General features: G+C 38.4%; 17 protein-coding genes and 1 rRNA gene. All 18 read right to left on the bottom strand.

Going from position 1 to position 17,763, the window contains the following annotated elements; all coding sequences use genetic code 11:
- A 16S ribosomal RNA gene (locus NGR58_RS02460) occupies positions 1-248 on the bottom strand; the annotation flags it as partial.
- Positions 249-668: 420 nt separating this feature from the next.
- Positions 669-2,849, bottom strand: a complete 2,181-nt coding sequence (locus tag NGR58_RS02455) for an LTA synthase family protein (protein WP_258088112.1) — start codon at positions 2,847-2,849, stop codon at positions 669-671.
- 113 nt (positions 2,850-2,962) lie between these two features.
- Entirely contained in the window at positions 2,963-3,217 is a 255-nt protein-coding gene (locus NGR58_RS02450) for a YkuJ family protein (RefSeq protein WP_258088111.1), read from the bottom strand.
- 4 nt (positions 3,218-3,221) lie between these two features.
- Positions 3,222-4,229 carry a lysylphosphatidylglycerol synthase transmembrane domain-containing protein gene (locus tag NGR58_RS02445; protein ID WP_258088110.1) on the bottom strand — a complete coding sequence of 336 codons (1,008 nt, stop codon included), beginning with the start codon at positions 4,227-4,229 and terminating at the stop codon, positions 3,222-3,224.
- Positions 4,226-5,266, bottom strand: coding sequence for a glycosyltransferase family 4 protein (locus tag NGR58_RS02440; protein ID WP_258088109.1), 1,041 nt, complete (start codon positions 5,264-5,266; stop codon positions 4,226-4,228). The genes NGR58_RS02445 and NGR58_RS02440 overlap by 4 nt, the downstream gene beginning before the upstream one ends.
- Positions 5,263-6,510 (bottom strand): glycosyltransferase family 4 protein, encoded by a 1,248-nt coding sequence (locus NGR58_RS02435; RefSeq protein WP_258088108.1) that lies wholly within the window; start codon positions 6,508-6,510, stop codon positions 5,263-5,265. Before NGR58_RS02435 ends, NGR58_RS02440 begins: the two co-directional genes overlap by 4 nt.
- 277 nt (positions 6,511-6,787) lie before the next feature.
- Positions 6,788-7,102: a hypothetical protein gene (locus NGR58_RS02430; protein ID WP_258088107.1), complete on the bottom strand. Its 315-nt coding sequence runs from the start codon at positions 7,100-7,102 to the stop codon at positions 6,788-6,790.
- Positions 7,102-8,460, bottom strand: coding sequence for a phosphoglucosamine mutase (gene glmM, locus NGR58_RS02425; protein WP_258088106.1), 1,359 nt, complete (start codon positions 8,458-8,460; stop codon positions 7,102-7,104). The genes NGR58_RS02430 and glmM overlap by 1 nt, the downstream gene beginning before the upstream one ends.
- A 10-nt stretch (positions 8,461-8,470) precedes the next feature.
- Positions 8,471-9,442, bottom strand: a complete 972-nt coding sequence (locus NGR58_RS02420) for a CdaR family protein (protein ID WP_258088105.1) — start codon at positions 9,440-9,442, stop codon at positions 8,471-8,473.
- Between the two features lies 1 nt (position 9,443).
- Positions 9,444-10,277, bottom strand: a complete 834-nt coding sequence (gene cdaA / locus NGR58_RS02415) for a diadenylate cyclase CdaA (protein WP_115471589.1) — start codon at positions 10,275-10,277, stop codon at positions 9,444-9,446.
- 8 nt (positions 10,278-10,285) lie between these two features.
- Positions 10,286-12,343: a Na+/H+ antiporter gene (locus tag NGR58_RS02410; protein ID WP_258088104.1), complete on the bottom strand. Its 2,058-nt coding sequence runs from the start codon at positions 12,341-12,343 to the stop codon at positions 10,286-10,288.
- An 18-nt stretch (positions 12,344-12,361) separates the two neighbouring features.
- Positions 12,362-13,255: a UDP-N-acetylmuramate dehydrogenase gene (gene murB / locus NGR58_RS02405; protein WP_258088103.1), complete on the bottom strand. Its 894-nt coding sequence runs from the start codon at positions 13,253-13,255 to the stop codon at positions 12,362-12,364.
- A gap of 15 nt (positions 13,256-13,270) precedes the next feature.
- The gene (locus tag NGR58_RS02400; protein ID WP_115471586.1) at positions 13,271-13,804 is read right to left on the bottom strand and encodes a 3'-5' exonuclease; all 534 of its coding nucleotides are present in this window, start codon (positions 13,802-13,804) and stop codon (positions 13,271-13,273) included.
- A 12-nt stretch (positions 13,805-13,816) separates the two neighbouring features.
- The gene (locus tag NGR58_RS02395) at positions 13,817-14,329 is read right to left on the bottom strand and encodes a GNAT family N-acetyltransferase (protein ID WP_258088102.1); all 513 of its coding nucleotides are present in this window, start codon (positions 14,327-14,329) and stop codon (positions 13,817-13,819) included.
- On the bottom strand, positions 14,329-14,790 hold the full coding sequence (gene tsaE, locus NGR58_RS02390) for a tRNA (adenosine(37)-N6)-threonylcarbamoyltransferase complex ATPase subunit type 1 TsaE (RefSeq protein ID WP_258088101.1): 462 nt from the start codon (positions 14,788-14,790) through the stop codon (positions 14,329-14,331). Before tsaE ends, NGR58_RS02395 begins: the two co-directional genes overlap by 1 nt.
- Positions 14,791-14,900: 110 nt before the next feature.
- Positions 14,901-15,878, bottom strand: coding sequence for a linear amide C-N hydrolase (locus tag NGR58_RS02385; protein WP_258088100.1), 978 nt, complete (start codon positions 15,876-15,878; stop codon positions 14,901-14,903).
- 105 nt (positions 15,879-15,983) lie between these two features.
- Positions 15,984-16,964, bottom strand: a complete 981-nt coding sequence (gene pta, locus NGR58_RS02380; RefSeq protein WP_258088099.1) for a phosphate acetyltransferase — start codon at positions 16,962-16,964, stop codon at positions 15,984-15,986.
- Positions 16,965-17,092: 128 nt separating this feature from the next.
- Positions 17,093-17,758, bottom strand: coding sequence for a uracil-DNA glycosylase (locus NGR58_RS02375; RefSeq protein WP_258088098.1), 666 nt, complete (start codon positions 17,756-17,758; stop codon positions 17,093-17,095).
- Between the last annotated feature and the right edge of the window lie 5 nt (positions 17,759-17,763).

Here is a 17,763-nt window from a genome sequence, read left to right as displayed (position 1 = left end):
TAGCAGAACCATCTTTCAATTAACAACCATGCGGTTGTTAGTATTATACGGTATTAGCACTTGTTTCCAAATGTTATCCCCTGCTAAGAGGTAGGTTACCCACGTGTTACTCACCCGTTCGCCACTCCTTGTCAGAAAAATCACATCAGAGCAAGCTCGTCAGATCAATTAAAGACAAAGCGTTCGACTTGCATGTATTAGGCACGCCGCCAGCGTTCATCCTGAGCCAGGATCAAACTCTCATTTTAAAAGTTTGAGTATAACTCAATTTGTTGTTATTTGTTTAACAGAAGTTAAACGAATTTATTAGTGAATTGACTTCACAAATGTTTTGTATCAAGTAAATTACTTGATGACCCTACACATTTGTTTCATCGAAACGATATTCAGTTTTCAATGATCAACAGTTGTTGTCCTGTCGACAACTTAATTCATTATACAGACATGATTTTTAAAAGTCAACAACTTTCTTATCATTAATAATTTGTATAATCTCGGCTTTTTGACCGCTCATATAATATACCTTAGAAATGAACGTTCGTCAACAACAAGTTTTATCATCTTTTTGACGAACATTAAAAAGCTCACTGTAAGTCCCCTTTCATTACAAGAGGTAAGTTACAGTGAGCTTATCTTTTAAATTTATTAACAATCAATGATTCAAAAAATTATTGATCTTCATCAGTATCAGATGACGAGCTACTATCACTATCATCATTTCCATCATCTTGACTAGATGATGATGCTTCCTGGATAGTTTGTGGTTTACCACCTAGTTCTGGCGCATCAGTTATATAATCTTTTAATGTTGTTTGATTATTATTTTTTGACTTAGCTGATGTATCACTATTCTTATTAGCCTTCTTTAGCTGCTTCAGTCCATTAGCTTTTTGATATGAATAATCTTTACGGTTAACCTTCTTAAAGCCATCAGGATTATAGAAACGTAACAGATCCCCTGTTTGAACATCATCTGAATACGTCAACATCTTATCCACGTATTTCTGTGTGTCATCGATAATATCTTTCGCACGCGGATCTTCTTTTGGATTAATCTTTGTACCAGTGGTTGTTACATAATAACTACCACCGTACTTCATAAATTCAGCAGAAACCCAATCACCATTTCTAAATGGCACTACCTGACGACGATTTGTTGCTAACAAGTCCTGACCAAACTGAATATTCTTATCAGTTGAAACACCTAACAGATGCAATAATGTTGGCATAACATCAATTTCACCACCATAAGTATGGTTAATGCCACCCTTTAAGCCTGGCGCATGAACCATGAATGGTACCTTTTGCCAATTAGCTAAGTCATAGTTCGAAACGCTCTTCTTACCAGTTAACTTTGCAATTGCCGATTTGTGATTTTCTGAAATACCATAATGGTCACCATATAGAACCAACATTGAATTATCATAAAGGCCAGATTTTTTGAGCCAACTTAAGAATTCACCAAAGGATTGGTCCAAATAGCGAGCCGTTTGTACATAGCCATCGACGGTCTTATCATTCGTCTTTGTTTTAGCGATAGACGCATTTTGACTATCTAAGTCATATGGATAATGATTTGTGACCGTAATGACCTTTGAATAAAATGGCTGTGGCAACTGTTCTAAATACTTGGCAGAGTCTTTTAAGAAGATCTTGTCCTTCATACCATATCCAATATTATAATCTGAATTATTTGCATTTTTATAATATGGCTTACTAAAGAAGTAATCGTATCCCCAAGACTTATAAGAATTATCACGGTTCCAGAAAGAAGCGACATCCCCATGGAACGCTGCCGATGTATAACCTTGTTGATCTAAGATAGCTGGTACCGCTTGATAAGTGTTAGATGTTCCATAATTCACCATCGCAGAACCTGATGCTGTACCGAACAATCCGTTTTCAAGCATCATTTCCGCATCAGCCGTCTTACCCTGACCAACTTGATTGTAAAAATTATCAAATGACAATGTACTTTGATCATGATAAAACTTGTTCAGATTAGGTGTAACTTCAACACCATCAACTTTATAATCTAACAAAAATTGTTGGAATGACTCCAGATGGAAGACAATCACATTTTTCCCTTTTTCTTTACCAAAGTAAGTTGAATTTTGTAAGGTCTTATTGTCCTTCAAATAATCCTTGATTTTGTTAAGATCGTCAGCGGAAGCTTCTTTTTTGATGTCCGCCGTTTGTTTCGTTTTGAACACGTTATATGCTGCATATTCATTTAAGCCAAGATACTTAACAATATAGTTATTATCAAATGTTCTCGTTAATAAGCCTGAACGATCTTTACTTGATATACCATAACCAACCAGCATCAACACAATTCCAAAGATTGTCATCAAAGCAGCAAAACGCTTTTGAACAACCTCTTTATCAAACTTAATTCGTTTGAAAACTAGTAGTAACACCAGAATAATAATATCCAAGAATACTAAAAAATCAAATGGGCTAATAATACCTGCGATTGATTTACCTAAGTTATTATCAACTGAACCACCGGAATTAATAATATTCAATGACAAAAAGTCTGAAAATTCTCGATAATACAGCATATTAGCAAACAGCCAAATTGACTGAATCAAATTTATCAGAACCATTAACCAGTAGGCCAATTTACCCCTGAAATACAGCGCAATACTAAATAGTATAATCGCTGTTGGTAGTGGGTTAATGATTAAGATAAATTCTTGCAAGGTGCCGCTAACACCTAAAGAAAAGCTCGTCTTATATGCCCAGTATGTTTTTAGCCATACTAAGAATACAGATAGCAAGAAGAAGCCAACGGTATCGTTGAAATCTGGCCATTTTTTCTTAATGGCTAACATAACTCGTTGCATTTTATTCTCTCCAAATATTTTTTAACTGTCTCTTATTTTGAATATAAATAACCAAATTCTAGTTGACAACCTAACATTGTATAAAAATCACCATAAACATTCCTTATGATTTACTAGAACGATTCTTTGAATTCAACCAATGCCTCATAAATGTCAATAGCTAACAAATCAACATCATCAAAAGCAAAACGGCGCTGTTTTCTTTCCGTTGTCTCTAGTGCAAAGACACCTGATGCAGAATCATACAACACAGTCACCACAGGAACACCAAATACACTAAAGTCACGTTGTTGAACGGCTGTTCGATCATCACGCCGCATGGCCTGAATTCTTCTCACAATTTTATTTAAATCATTTTCCGCCAACATATTTCTAACCTCGCTGTTTAGATTTGATATTAAAGGCTATAATACCAGCAAACATTCCTAAATAATAGGTAATCATACGCCACAATGCCATCGCACAGACTAATAAACCTGCGTTGGGCAAAAACGTCGAAAATAGCATTGAAAATCCGATTTCAGCCCCACCTGTACCACCAGGAATTGGAAACAAAGAAATCACCATAACAATTAATACATGTAGCGACATCACTAAAATGATATTAACATGTGATGCGCCTAAAGCTAATAGGATGAAATATGGGATTAAGTAATAGAACATTAATTGTATCAACGTCAAAACAAAGGATTTAATTAATACCCACCAATCATGACTCATTCTAATACTTTCAGAATGAAAGTTCTTAATCTTTTCATCCACAATTTGTTGCCATTGCACTGCCTTTGTAGGTTTAATCCATTTAATTGGCTTAAATACTAGTTTAACAAGCATTCTAGTGAGTCCCGGCCAATACATTACTAATAATAACGTAATAATTACAATCAAGTGAATAATAAATCCTAAAATAACAAATAAAGACCATGCCTTTAGCTTATCAGCAATAAATTGATAGCCAACGATAATGGCAATAAAGAAATTGATGACAATCATTGCTTGGTAAACAACAAATTTCATCAATAAAATAGACCCTGCTCGCCCAGGATCTATTCCTGCCTGTATAAGCGTAATTAATTGCATGGGTTGACCTCCTGCTGAAAATGGTGTGATACCATTACCAAACTGTTCAACCAAAGGAACCCGAATTGCATCAGGCCATGATAACTTCTCATTAGAATCATCAACAAAAATCTTCACAACCATTGACTCCAGCAATAAATAAATAACCATTGCTAATAATGCAGCTAATAACCACCACCAATTAGCACCGCGAAGGTCTTGTACAAGTTGGCCCATACGGATGTTTCGAAAGGACCAAGCAAATATAGCAATACCAGCAACCATCATCAGAACAAATACAATGCCATTTCGCCTTGTCATTCATGTCCTCCGTCGGTTTTTTCATGAACCTGTTTTATATAATAATCTTCCCAAATTCTGGAAACATGCGCTGCTGAATAATATTCAGATGCGGCTAACGACTGTTTAGCGACCTGATGTTGTAAGTCTTGATCAGCTGCTAAATGATCAAGCTGGGTCTGCATGCCCGTCCGATCATTGGCTGGCAAATAGTACCCATCAATAATGGCACGGTATAAGTCTAAGTCACGTAAAATTGTTGGTGTTCCTGTACTGAATGCCTCTAAAGCAGACATGGGGAATAACTCTGTATAACTTGGTAACAGGAAAACATCTGCAGCATTATAATAGTCATTCATCAGGCCTCTATCTACTATGCCTGGAAAAATTAAATTTTTCGGTGGATTATCAACAACTCTTTTCAGTTCTTCATAACCAGCCGTGATTGCCCCAAAGGAGAAACCGCCAACCCAAACAAATGTCCATTTGGGATTATCTTTGGCTAGTTGAATAAAATCCAACACCCCTTTGCGAACTTGTACTTGTCCAACCCCTAAAACAATGAATGAGTCTTCCGGTAAAGATAGTTTTTGACGAATAGATGTCTTTTGATCATCCGGTACCGGAAAAAATTCATCCTTTGAGACGAAATTGGGAATAAAAGTAATTTTTTCTTTAGCAACACCTAACGCAACTAATTTATCAATAAATACTGGATTCACCACCACAATTTGATCCATCCGCTTATAAAATGTCATCACATACCAATAAAAGATTTTTTTAATGGGTGACCACAAATTAATGGAATCCTCCAAGGTTTCTGGCAAAAAATGGACATAACCAATTTTTGTGCCCCTCCCTGGTAAAAAGGTATTTAAAAAGAAGCCAAAATTGATGGTGTGGTAGTGACTAATATCCGTCTTTGTTAAGCTATTAAATTTTAACTCAAACTTATCTGGAAACCTATCAGTTAACAAATTAACTAGTTCCCGATAAGCAGAACCTACTCCTTGACCAGGAACAGTTTCAGCTGCAGAGAACATTGTGATTCGAATCATTTTTCATTTTTATGGAAAGAAGATCTAGACAAAAACGATTTTGCATATTCAAAGTCGTTACTATCAGCCTCTTCCATATCCTCCTCTTCATGGTACACAACTAATGCCTCAGAGTAAAAATCTAACACTCGTTGTCCAAAAGTCACTTGATCAATGTCATGCAATACTTTCTGTCGCGTTGTTGGGTCGCCAATAACTTGTTGCTGTTTCTTTGCATTTAAATACATGATTAATGGTGCCAATAAATCATAGCTGTCATCGGCAAGTGAACCAATATTTTTGTCCAGCACAACCGTTTCTAAATACGGACTACGCATAGCAACAACCGGTGTATTAGCTGTCATCGCCTCAATAAATGTTAATCCTTGCGTTTCTGATACAGAAGCTGATAAGAAAACATCCGCTAATTTGTAATAGCCATATACTTCTTGATGGTCCACTTCTCCCGTAAAAATGACATGGCCGGCAATTTCTAATGAACGCACATGGTCCTTTAAGGCAGACATTGCTGGTCCATCACCAACAATCACAAACATCGCATCAGGTACTTGGTCTAACACCTCAGCAAATACAGTTAATGCCGTATCAATGTTTTTTTCAAAAGCAACTCGTCCTAGTGATAAAACAACGGGAGTTTGACTATCTAACCCCAATTTTTCACGTAAATAAGTACTTTTATCCTCTTGCTCAGTATGCTGCACGTTGACACCTGTGGGTATAATCTCAATAGGTGCAGAAACTTTATATTTTGTTAACGTATCAAATGTTTGCCGAGATGGCGCAATAACACCAGTCATACCAGCCATGTAACTGCGTGCAATCACGGCTACACTAGCTGGTCGAATAATCTTACCATTAGCAACATAATGTAAATAATCTTCATAATTAGTATGAAAAGTATGCACAACGGGGATTTTTAATTGTCTAGCAACTAATTTTCCCATTAACCCTAATGAAAACTCTGTTTGCGTATGCACAATATCAAGTTCAAGTTTTTTAGCTAACTGAATTGCTTGAATTGCGCCACGATATGATAAACGACGATCTTTAAACCCGATAAACGGAAAGCTTGGAAAACGATAAACATCGGGTTCTAAGACTTCTTTGGGGACGTTAGGGTCAGTTGAAGTGAAAATATATACCCGATGTCCGCGGTTTATTAGTTGTTGTCGAAGCGTCTGAATTGATGATACAACACCAGAAACTTGGGGTGCATAGGTATCTGTAAATAATCCAATATTCATTACTGGTCAACCTTTCACAAAATTGCTTACTACCTATAATAACAAATTTCTGTTTATAACGGAAAAAAGCACGGCACTTGCATATTCAAGGCTGTTCGCCTTACTTCCTTATATTATATACTGTATACTATATATGTTATACAACGTATAATGGTATGTCAATAATAAAGGATACTGCAACTACTAAATAAACAAAAGCATACAAAAAAGAGCCGTGAAATACAATCATGACACTTGATCATTTCAAGATATGATAGTATTTCATGGCTCTTAAAAGTTAGCTCACTTTATTTTCAGCTAAAATCTTTTCAACAACAGCATCCATCTCTGGTGTCCGTTGCCATTCAGTATATTGTGAAATTGCAATGTTTGCAGGTATTTCAAAATTCTCATTAACAAATTTTTCATAACTTTCGACATTCTTGGAATGCGGTATGTTAATTTTTAAAATACGAACTTTCTTGATCATACCCTCTTCAACAGCATACTCAGCTTGACCGTTGTGCAATAGATTACCAATTTCCTTATACGTTGACCCATCATTGCGTGTAATTTCTTCAATAATATCTAACGTTTGAAAATCTGCTGACATTAATCAACACCAACCTCTTGCTCAACAACTGCGACGATTCGATCAACATATTCATCAACAGTTTCACGAGTTGGCGCTTCGGCCATAACTCGTAGTAAGTCTTGGGTACCTGATGGGCGAACAAGTACACGACCTTCATTTCCCATTTCGGCTTCAACTTCAGCAATAATTTGCTTGATTGCCTCATTTGACAGTGCTGCTTTCTTATCCTGAACTTTCACATTCACAAGTTTTTGTGGGTATACCGTCATTTCCGCAGCTAGTTCAGATAATGGTTTGTCTGTTTCTTGCATCACGTGTAACAACTGTAACGCTGTTAACATCCCGTCACCGGTCGTAGCCCAATCCAAAAAGACAACATGTCCAGATTGTTCACCACCTAAGTTGTATCCAGACTTGAGCATTTCTTCAACAACATAGCGGTCTCCCACTGCAGTTTTCACAGAATTAAGACCATTTTCTGACATTGCTTTGTACATACCGATGTTAGACATCACAGTCGTTACAATAGTGTCTTGCTTCAAACGACCGTGTAATGACATATACTTACCAACGATAAACATAATTTGATCACCATCAATAATCTGTCCTTTTTCATCTACAGCAATCAAACGATCACCATCCCCGTCAAAGGCTAGGCCAACTTGTGCTTCATTTTCAAGTACGAAATCAGCCAATGCCTCTGGATGTGTTGAACCAACATTTTGATTAATGTTCACACCATCTGGTGATGTACCCATTGTTTCAAAGTCTGCTCCCATATCGGCAAATAGGTTAGCTACCAAGCCTGATGTCGCACCGTTAGCAGCATCAATGGCTAATTTCATACCATCTAAACTACTTGGAATTGTTGTCTGCAAGTATTCTAAGTATTTGGCTGTTCCTTCTTTAAAGTCAGAAACCGTTCCCAATCCTTCAGCTGCTGGACGTGGTAATGTATCTTCTGGCGCATCAAGCAGAGCTTCAATTTCAGCTTCTAATTCATCTGATAACTTCATACCATCAGGACCAAAGAACTTAATACCATTATCTGCTGCTGGATTGTGTGACGCCGTAATTTGCGCACCAGCATCCGCTTTTTGTGCGCGAACCAAATAAGCAACACCTGGTGTGGAAATCACATCTAACCGTTGAATCTCAATACCAACAGAGAGTAAACCAGAAATCAATGCATGTTCTAATAATGGTCCTGACATTCTTGTATCACGTCCAACAAGCACTCGTGGCCGGTGATCAACGGCATGGCGTGTTAATACTGCCCCACCCATGCGTCCTAGACGAAATGCTAACTCAGGCGTCAATTCTTTATTGGCAATGCCCCGCACGCCATCAGTTCCAAAATAATGTAATTCAACCATATTTCTCTTTCTACTCCTTCGGCGTTATAACCACCGATACTGTTTTTGGATCGACACTTTCGGCACCATCTGGCACTTTAATCGTGACATCTTTTTCTGTTGTTGTCGTCACTCCTGATAGGTCTACAACGGCCTCGACATTCTTAATCTTATTTAACACATCAGTATTTCCTTTTACAGCAACTTCATTAATTGATCCAGACAATGAAAACTCTGACGCATTACCATTTTTCGTCTTTAGGTCCAATGGTATTTGTCTTGTACCATTACCTGTTTTGACTGGGACCTTAACTGTCGTTACCTGAGGTGACACAGCAACATCGACTGGATTGCCATTAACATCAACTGCTTGTAGCGTTACCTTTTGTCGAACGGTCTTCTTGGTATCTCGCTTCAATTGCACATCAGCCACAACATTGTCCACTGCATTAATTGCTGCTTGGCGTCCCATAATTTGCACGTTATTCACTGATGAAGTAACTGTGCCGACTGTATACCCATCAGCAATAGCATCCTTATTATAATTAGTTTTCACTGAATAATATGAAGAAGTCCGCTTATACATAGTCAATGTCACCTTAGACGTTTTGAGTTTATACGTCAAATCCTTATTTAAACCGGTAACTTTAAGGCTAACTGTATGCGTACCATCCGATAAGTTCTTTAAGTTTGCTGATACTTGAAAATTCTTCGTATTTTTAGCAGCTGTCACTAACGCTGACGGTCCACTTATTGTCACAGCAACATTATCTGGTGCACCACTAATATAATAATCATCCGTATTAATTCCTGAAAATTGAATCGGAACACTAACCGTTTCAGACTGAGATGATGTTATTTTACCAATAGTGGATAGTTTGCTAGTATCATCATTCGAACGACGATTAGAGGCCGTTGATTGCGAATCAGTATATGCAGACATAAAGACGGCGACAACTAATGTCAACAGACTATACACGATTTTATCAGTACGTCGTTTCATATTACTTATCTCCTCGTTTTAAGAATGATCGTAATTGTGTCCACCAAGATTGATCAGCCGTCTCATCTGATGTAACAAGTTGACGAGTCAAATACTTGCGATAATCTTCACGCGATAATGACTGCATTAACTCTGAATTTCTAGTAATTGATACCGCACCCGTTTCTTCAGACACAACGATTGTCAAGGCATCCGTGACCTCTGAAATTCCCACTGATGCACGATGACGAGTTCCAAGTTCTTTAGGGATCGTTGCACTATCTGACAATGGTAAGTAAGCGGCAGCAGTCGCTAAACGATTATCCTTTAAAATAACCGCCCCGTCATGCAAGGGCGTATTCGGAATAAAAGTATTGATCAATAGTTGGCTTGAAACTTCAGCATCAATCGGTATACCGGTTTCAATATACTCTTCCAACCCCGTCTCCATCTCAATTGAAATTAAAGCACCAATCCGTCGTTTAGACATATATTGAATCGCATCATCTAATTCATTAACTAAACGCTTCTCGGATTGATAAGCCTGTTTTTGCCTGAACAAACCTGAGCGGCCAAGATGTTCCAAGCCACGTCGAATTTCGGGCTGAAAAACAATAACCAGCGCGATAACTCCCCAATTAATAATTTGATCTGTTACCCATGAAATTGTAGCTAAACCGAAGTACCAACTAACAACCTTCACTATAATAACAATTCCAACACCACGCAGTAAAGTTACTGCCTTGGTACCACGAATCAACATCATTAATCGATATAGCACCCACCACACAATGATGACATCAATAATACGGACAATGTTTATATTTTTTAATAATGCATCAATATCAAAATTCATACAAACTCCTATTCTTCCAAATTAGTCAACTTTCCTGCTTCCGTAAAGTTAATGTTTTGTCGAATGTTCCTACTTGTTGTATTCGAAATAAAATGCGCTTCTGTTAGATGTTGCACTGCATCACGCTGTGCATTTAACCCAACTAGCTCTAACTCTAACTTTAGGTCTTCTTCACTTTGCACACCATTACCGCCATGACGTTCTCGCTCTAAGCGTGAACGATACATAATAATTAAATTATACGCTGCAGTTTGATCGAGATGCGAATCTTGGGCCTCATCTGTACTAATGTATTTTGAAATTGCTGCAATTGCTTCTTTGGCAGCTTCATGTCTAGCCAATTCATATTCACTCAAAAGAGCATCTGACGAAGTATCACTTAACCACACACGAATCATGCGCCCAAAACTTAACAAGAAACGTCGAACCTGACGCCAAGTTCGCTTCGCGCGATCATGGGTAACCAAATCATCCAGTTCAGATTCTGATCGATCAATACGACGTCCTTCACTAGCAAATACTAACGGCGTAATTCGCTCGTCAACTAACAATCCCTGAATGGCGCTACGTTCTGCTTCAAGACCAATTTGACGCAATGCCATTTCAGCATCCAAAATTGGACTTAGTTTATCCGTTTTCATAAATTGCAATTGTAACTGCCGAATTTCAATTTGATATCGTCTTATAATTTCATAAATGACAATTTGATTTGATTCACGTCGACGTGCTTCAATTTCTCGTACAGCTGACTGTAAAACATAGACCCGCGCACGTGGCTCTGACATGTGCTGTGCGACTTTCGCTTTAGCTTTTTTAGTACCAGGCGGTACCTGCGTTTTCTTTGTGCCTCCAACTATCGGCAACAATACAATGGCAGCGACCAAAGACAGAATAATTGTGATTGCTGCAATAAATAGCATCAATGCCCGTTGTGGAAAAGGCTCCCCGCTATCTGTAACAAGTGGCACCGATAAAACTCCCGCCATCGTTACGGCACCACGAACACCAGTTAAGCCTGAGGTAATTGCCACGCGCCACGAAGCTGTTTCATGCTTATGATTTTTCAAACGTACCCATTGCGAAACATATGTCCAAATAACACGAATACCAAAGATAATAAACCAAGTAATTACTGAATACAAAATAGCCATAGGTAGTGAGATAACTTGCCCAATATGCGTTGCTAATGGGAATTCAATTCCTAAGATAACAAATATGTATCCGTTCAATAAGTACCCAAAAACATTCCATGTATTAATACCAATCACGTGTAATTCACCAGTGTAGTCAACATCATGCTTTGTATGAATATTTAAAATAATTGCCGCAACAACCACAGCAATAACACCTGAAGCATTGATTTCTTCGGTGATAATGTAGACTAAGAACGGTGTAAATAGCTGAATAACAACTCGTAACGAAACATCATTAATGGCATGTGATGACAACCAATCACCAATGCCGTTAATTAAGAATCCCATCAAGGCTCCAACTAAAGCCCCCATAATAGAAACATAAAAGAACTCACCTGTTGCTTGCCAAAGTGAAAATGTACCAGCTGTTGCAGCTGCAACAGCAAACTTAAATCCGACCAACCCACTGGCATCATTAATCAAACTTTCGCCAGCGACTAAATGCATAATTGAAGGTGGTAACTTTGCTTCAGAAGCTATTGCTGACACTGCTACCGGATCAGTTGGCGATAAAATGGCCGCAATCGCCAGTGCAACGGGAAGTGGTAACTGTGGTACCATCCAATAAATTAAAAAACCACCAACAATCGTCGTAATAAATACTAATAGGATTGCATTACCGAAAATTGGTCCTCTTAACTCCCAAAGCTCTTTTTTGGGAAACCGCCACGCATCCGAATATAGCAACGGTGCGATAAACAAAAGTAAAAACCATTCTGTATCAAGTTTGATTTCGACATCTAAAAATACTGCAACTAATAATCCCAATCCAATTTGAATCAAACTGACTGGTACTTTTTTTAGAAAGTAACCTAATACATTACCTAACACGACCAAAAATGTCAGGCCTACAACGGTTTGTAGTAAAGCCATACATACGCTCCTTTTTTCTTACTTTCTTCCTAGTATCCTAACTTCAGTTTCTAGATTTACTGAAAATTTTTCATACACAACATCCTGAATATGGCTAATTAAATTGACATAGTCACTACCAGTCGCCTGGCCACGATTAACAATGAAACCAGCATGCTTTGTAGAGACTTGTGCCCCACCAATCTGACAACCTTGTAAGCCAGAATCCATAATTAATTTACCTGCAAAATATCCTGTTGGTCGCTTAAAGACCGAACCACAAGATGGAAATTCTAAGGGCTGCTTTTGTGCTCGACGTTCATTAAAATCAGTCATCTTACTACCGATTTCTGCTCGTTTACCGGATTGCATTGCAAAAGTTGCGCTGATAATAATATCGCCAGTTTCTTGTACTAGACTATGGCGATATCCGAAGGCTAAATCAGCGACTGGATAGGTTTTTATTTCGCCCATCGGTGTAATCACATCCACACTTTGTACGACCTGGTCAATTTGACCGCCGTATGCGCCTGCATTCATAAAAACAGCACCACCGATAGATCCTGGAATTCCTGCAGCCCATTCTAAACCGGTTAACGAATAATCATAAGCCATTTGCGCAACGTCAATTATCCATGCGCCTGCTTCAGCGATGATATTATTTTGAAAGACTTTAATTTGGTGCATTTCTGTCAAAAAGATAACTACTCCTTGACGGCCATCATCCGTAATCACTAGATTGGATGCATTTCCTAATACAGTAATTGGTAAGTTAGCCTCATTTGCAAAAAGAACCACTTGCTGCAATTCGTGCTGTGTTTTTGGCCAAAAGCACCAATCAGCTGGTCCACCAACACGAGTATTCGTATAATTTCCTAAATTAACATTCGCCTGAATGTTATAACTTGGAAACATTTCATTCAACATCTTCATTTTTTAATTCCTTAATTAAATCACTTTAACCAACTGTTTCAACGGTTCAACACCAAAGTCAGTGGCTTGTCGTACTAAAATTTCAGCGGCCGCTACTGTATCATCAAGTGCATTATGATGATGCTGCAAATCAATTCCTAACGCTGCTGATACCGTATTCAATTTATGATTTGGTAATTCTGGATAAAGCTTACGCGATGTACGTACAGTATCTAAAGATAAATAATGTGGCACGCCAATCCCGTAATGCGTCAGTGTTTCACGCAAAACACCATTATCGAAGGATGCATTATGGGCAATGACTAACTGGTTAGGCGTATAAAATTGCTGCACCTGTTCCCAAACTTCTGGAAAAATGGGCGCATCAAGAACATCCGCCTCAGTTATACCATGAATCCGAGTATTACGTTTGTCAAAAAAACTATCCGGTTTAATTAATGTATAAAATTCGTCTACAAGTTTATTATCACGTACAACCGCCAAGCCAAGCGATACGGCACTGTAACGTTTAGCACTTGCAGTTTCAAAATCCATCGCAACAAAATTCATATGTACACCTCGTCAATCATTTACTATCCATGACATGTCAAAAGCTGGTACCAAATCATGATTGCTATTCAAAACTTCGCTTTCGGATTCTGGTATTCGCTTAAAGCCAAGCTTCTCATAAATATGGATGGCAGCCTCGTTGATTGTTTGCACAGTCAACACTAACTGTTTTACCGAACTAAAAGTTGTCGCCCAGTTTAATATTTCAGCCATCATCGCCTGTGCCAAACCATTTCCTTGATAATCAGCTAATACAGCAACGCCGACCTCGGCAATTTTTGGTTTCCGAGGCTTTGCAGCAGCCGAAGCTAAACCAACAAGCTGACCTTCCTCAGTCGCAGCTACTAACATGATGTTATTGGTTGTCGTCTGCAAAATATCAATATTATCAGCTTCATCTGCCGCTTCTATCGTTTCAGGATCTTGTTCAAGCATAAATGTACTAGATTCTTCTTGTAATTGAAATAACAGTCCCATTAGTTTTACTGCATCCTGTCTATCAGCAGGCCGTACAAATATCTCCATTATTCCTCCATTGCAGCTAATAATCGTGTGGATTCCTTACCTGTTGCTGTTATCGTAATTAACCGTTGGGTTTCTTGGCTAGCGACCCTTTCAAACGAAATTTTCAACACATCATCGGGCAAATCAGGTTTGATATATTGTGACCATTCAACTAAGGCAACCGCGTCGCCACCAAAATACTCAGATAATCCTAAATCTTCGGCATTCCCTTCTTCGCCAAGACGATAAACGTCTAAATGATATAATGGAAATTCTGATGTTTGATATTCACGTACCAAAGTAAATGTTGGACTTTTAACTGGTCGCTTAATTCCTAGTTCTTTTGCAAATCCTTGTGTAAAAGTAGTCTTACCTGCTCCTAAGTCCCCTGATAATAGAATTGTGTCTCCAGCAGCCACATTTTTTGCCAACTTGGCAGCTAATTTTTGTGTTTCATTCACTGTATTCACTAATATTCTCATAATTAGAAGTATACCATTTTTCAGCAATTGATTACAGAGTACAAACAATGTAAGCGCACAAAGTAAAAAAGCTCATCTTAGAATTTCACTGAGCTTTTCCGGGTTATTAACTAATTCAACTGATTAACCGTTAATTTATCTGGCACATGGTAAACAATCGCCTCGGTGGACGTTAGCATGTCATCCGTCAATTGAAGTTTAGACACCTCTCCTTGATGATAAGATTGGAAATAATAACTGCGACTCTCAGCTACCGTGGCTGCACGATAAACTGAAAATGTCTGTTGGTGTGTTAAGTTTTGTGGTACAGTCACGCTGTCTAACAAATGCCAACTAGTGACAATCGCCTCGTCTTCATCAGCGGGCTGGTCAGCACGTTCTTTTAAATAAGCGGCCCTTAAAAAGCGCGCACCAGGTGAATAAGATCCCGGCGGTGTTGCCTTACCTGAAAGATTACCCGTCGTTACTTTTGGTGAATTGACGGGAATTGTACCAGCTTTGAATTCAGGTTTAAAATCAACATATTTTTCCAGTTGCTGAATTTGGCGCTCAAAGTAAGGACTGTTAGTCACTATTCCCAATGGATTAGGAACAATTTTCATTGGCCATTCAGTTGGCTCGATGACCACAACTGCCCCGGTCGGATCAGTGACAGCATAGTGTAGTTCAGGATTACCATACTTAACAACGCTATTTTTTTCTGACATCAATTGTATGTCGGCAATGTGCTCGGTAATATCAGCAATTGATTTAAAATTTCCTAAAAGCCAAAATACAAATTCAAAAGGTGCCATTTGTACTTTTGTATCATCAATTTCATCCACAAATTGAGCCCCATTCCCAAAGGTCAATTTTTGCGCGCACAACCCAAACTCATTAACGCCGTCAGCAACATCGGTACGTTTATTACTTAATTCTCCCCCACCAATAAAGGCATATTTATTTTGCATCAAATGGCGATTAAATGATGAATGCCATTGATACTTTCTTGGTACAAACATGGGTGAATTTTCTAAACGTGGCCAATCCATTGTTCGTGATAAAATATGCACGCCATCACGCGCAATTTGAAAAATACTTGTACACATTCACGAAACCTCCTATGTCATTTCATATTAAAAAGCGCCATAACACCTATCATCTGTAAAATTACCAACGAATTTGTGTTATGTCGCTTTTATTTGCTACTTTATCTAATTTTCTAATGCTTGCGCAGCCGTAATAATAGCGACCTTATAGACGTCTTCTTCATTGGCGCCACGTGACAAATCTGAAACTGGTTTAGCTAACCCTTGTAAAATTGGACCAACTGCTTCAAATCCACCTAATCGTTGTGCGATTTTATAACCAATATTACCAGACTGCAAATCAGGGAACACGAAGACATTCGCTTGACCAGCAATCTCTGACTTAGGGGCCTTTGACTGAGCAACCTCTGGTACAAATGCCGCATCAAATTGTAACTCACCATCAATCGCTAATGACGAATCCAACTCCTTCGCAATTGTAGTTGCTTTGGTAACCTTATCTACTTGTGGTGCCTTAGCTGATCCCTTTGTTGAGAAACTCAACATAGCAACTTTTGGATCAATTCCAAAGACTTTGGCCGTCTTGGCTGACTGAATTGCAATCTCAGCCATTGTTTGTGCGTCAATATCAATATTGATAGCTGCATCAGCAAAAATATAACGTTCATCGTTTCGTTGCATCACGAACGCACCAGAAATACGTGATGAACCTGGGGCAGTCTTTATAATTTGTAATGCTGGACGCACAGTATCACCCGTAGGATGTGTCGCACCAGACACCATACCATCAGCTAAGTTCATATAAACCAGCATCGTACCAAAATAATTTACGTCAGTAACCCACTTTTTGGCAGTTGCTGTATCCGTCTTACCATGACGGCGCTCAATAAGTTCACGAATCATCTTCTTCAACTTATCATCAGGATAACTAGCTGGATCAATGACTGTTAAGTTTGATAAATCAAATTGGTTTTTTTCAGCTGTTGCATCAATTAATGACTGCTTTCCCAATAAAATTGGTTTAACCAATCCATCGGCAGCTAATCGTACTGCTGCACCTTGAACACGAGCATCTTCTCCCTCAGGAAATACAAGTGTCTTATTTTGTCCCTTAATTTTATTTGCTAATTGCTCAAACAACTCCATGATCAACAAACCCCCGTCTCTTTTCTAAATTATTATTGTATTACACAATCTATTATACCATACAGGCTTTTCATCCATTGATATATAGCCATTTCTAAGTGTTGCATGTAAGCAACAAAATTTCTTATCTATGCCCACTTGATTGGTATACGATTATTTTTTTGTAAAAAGCTATTTGTTTGACTAAATGGTTTAGAACCAAAGAAACCACGATATGCAGATAATGGACTTGGATGAGGAGCTTGTAGCACTAGGTTTTTTTCACCTTGAATCAATGACTTTTTATTTTGAGCCTGCTTTCCCCACAAAATAAAGACCGTGGCTTGATCACGTTGCGCGACCAATTTAATAATCTCGTCAGTCAGTGGTTCCCACACTTCACCAGCATGGCCACCAGCATCATGAGCTGGAACCGTCAAAACCGTGTTTAATAATAAAACGCCTTGCTTTGCCCATCGCCGTAAATCACCATCCTTTGGTGCATCAACATTTAAATCATCAACCAACTCTTTGTATATATTAATTAAAGATTTAGGCAGTGCCATCGTTGCTGGCACAGAAAAGCTTAGGCCTTGCGCTTGGTCAGGATTTGGATAGGGATCCTGACCTAGAATAACAACTTTTACCTTATCTAAGGGGGTTTCTTTTAACGCAGCAAATACATTTTGTCGTTCTGGATAAACCGTATCGATTAAATAGACAGTATCTAGAAATTCTTGGATGCGACCAATATAATTTGGTTGTAACACTGGTTGCAAAGCTTCTGCCCAGTCCTTTGGTAATAATTCTGGCATATTAA

The organism is Weissella fangxianensis (genome assembly GCF_024718545.1).
Taxonomy (GTDB): domain Bacteria; phylum Bacillota; class Bacilli; order Lactobacillales; family Lactobacillaceae; genus Weissella; species Weissella fangxianensis.
Note: the sequence above shows the minus strand (reverse complement) of the source record. Positions and strands in the feature narration are given on the sequence as shown.

Excerpts from the sequence above, each read along its gene's own strand:
- NGR58_RS02445 (WP_258088110.1), bottom strand. The coding sequence starts at position 4,229 with ATGACAAGGCGAAATGGCATTGTATTTGTTCTGATGATGGTTGCTGGT.
- murB (WP_258088103.1), bottom strand. The coding sequence starts at position 13,255 with ATGAAGATGTTGAATGAAATGTTTCCAAGTTATAACATTCAGGCGAAT.
- NGR58_RS02430 (WP_258088107.1), bottom strand. The coding sequence starts at position 7,102 with ATGTCAGCAGATTTTCAAACGTTAGATATTATTGAAGAAATTACACGC.
- NGR58_RS02440 (WP_258088109.1), bottom strand. The coding sequence starts at position 5,266 with ATGATTCGAATCACAATGTTCTCTGCAGCTGAAACTGTTCCTGGTCAA.
- NGR58_RS02435 (WP_258088108.1), bottom strand. The coding sequence starts at position 6,510 with ATGAATATTGGATTATTTACAGATACCTATGCACCCCAAGTTTCTGGT.
- NGR58_RS02400 (WP_115471586.1), bottom strand. The coding sequence starts at position 13,804 with ATGAATTTTGTTGCGATGGATTTTGAAACTGCAAGTGCTAAACGTTAC.
- tsaE (WP_258088101.1), bottom strand. The coding sequence starts at position 14,790 with ATGAGAATATTAGTGAATACAGTGAATGAAACACAAAAATTAGCTGCC.
- pta (WP_258088099.1), bottom strand. The coding sequence starts at position 16,964 with ATGGAGTTGTTTGAGCAATTAGCAAATAAAATTAAGGGACAAAATAAG.
- NGR58_RS02455 (WP_258088112.1), bottom strand. The coding sequence starts at position 2,849 with ATGCAACGAGTTATGTTAGCCATTAAGAAAAAATGGCCAGATTTCAAC.
- NGR58_RS02395 (WP_258088102.1), bottom strand. The coding sequence starts at position 14,329 with ATGGAGATATTTGTACGGCCTGCTGATAGACAGGATGCAGTAAAACTA.
- cdaA (WP_115471589.1), bottom strand. The coding sequence starts at position 10,277 with ATGAATTTTGATATTGATGCATTATTAAAAAATATAAACATTGTCCGT.
- NGR58_RS02420 (WP_258088105.1), bottom strand. The coding sequence starts at position 9,442 with ATGAAACGACGTACTGATAAAATCGTGTATAGTCTGTTGACATTAGTT.
- NGR58_RS02410 (WP_258088104.1), bottom strand. The coding sequence starts at position 12,343 with ATGGCTTTACTACAAACCGTTGTAGGCCTGACATTTTTGGTCGTGTTA.
- NGR58_RS02375 (WP_258088098.1), bottom strand. The coding sequence starts at position 17,758 with ATGCCAGAATTATTACCAAAGGACTGGGCAGAAGCTTTGCAACCAGTG.
- NGR58_RS02385 (WP_258088100.1), bottom strand. The coding sequence starts at position 15,878 with ATGTGTACAAGTATTTTTCAAATTGCGCGTGATGGCGTGCATATTTTA.
- glmM (WP_258088106.1), bottom strand. The coding sequence starts at position 8,460 with ATGGTTGAATTACATTATTTTGGAACTGATGGCGTGCGGGGCATTGCC.
- NGR58_RS02450 (WP_258088111.1), bottom strand. The coding sequence starts at position 3,217 with ATGTTGGCGGAAAATGATTTAAATAAAATTGTGAGAAGAATTCAGGCC.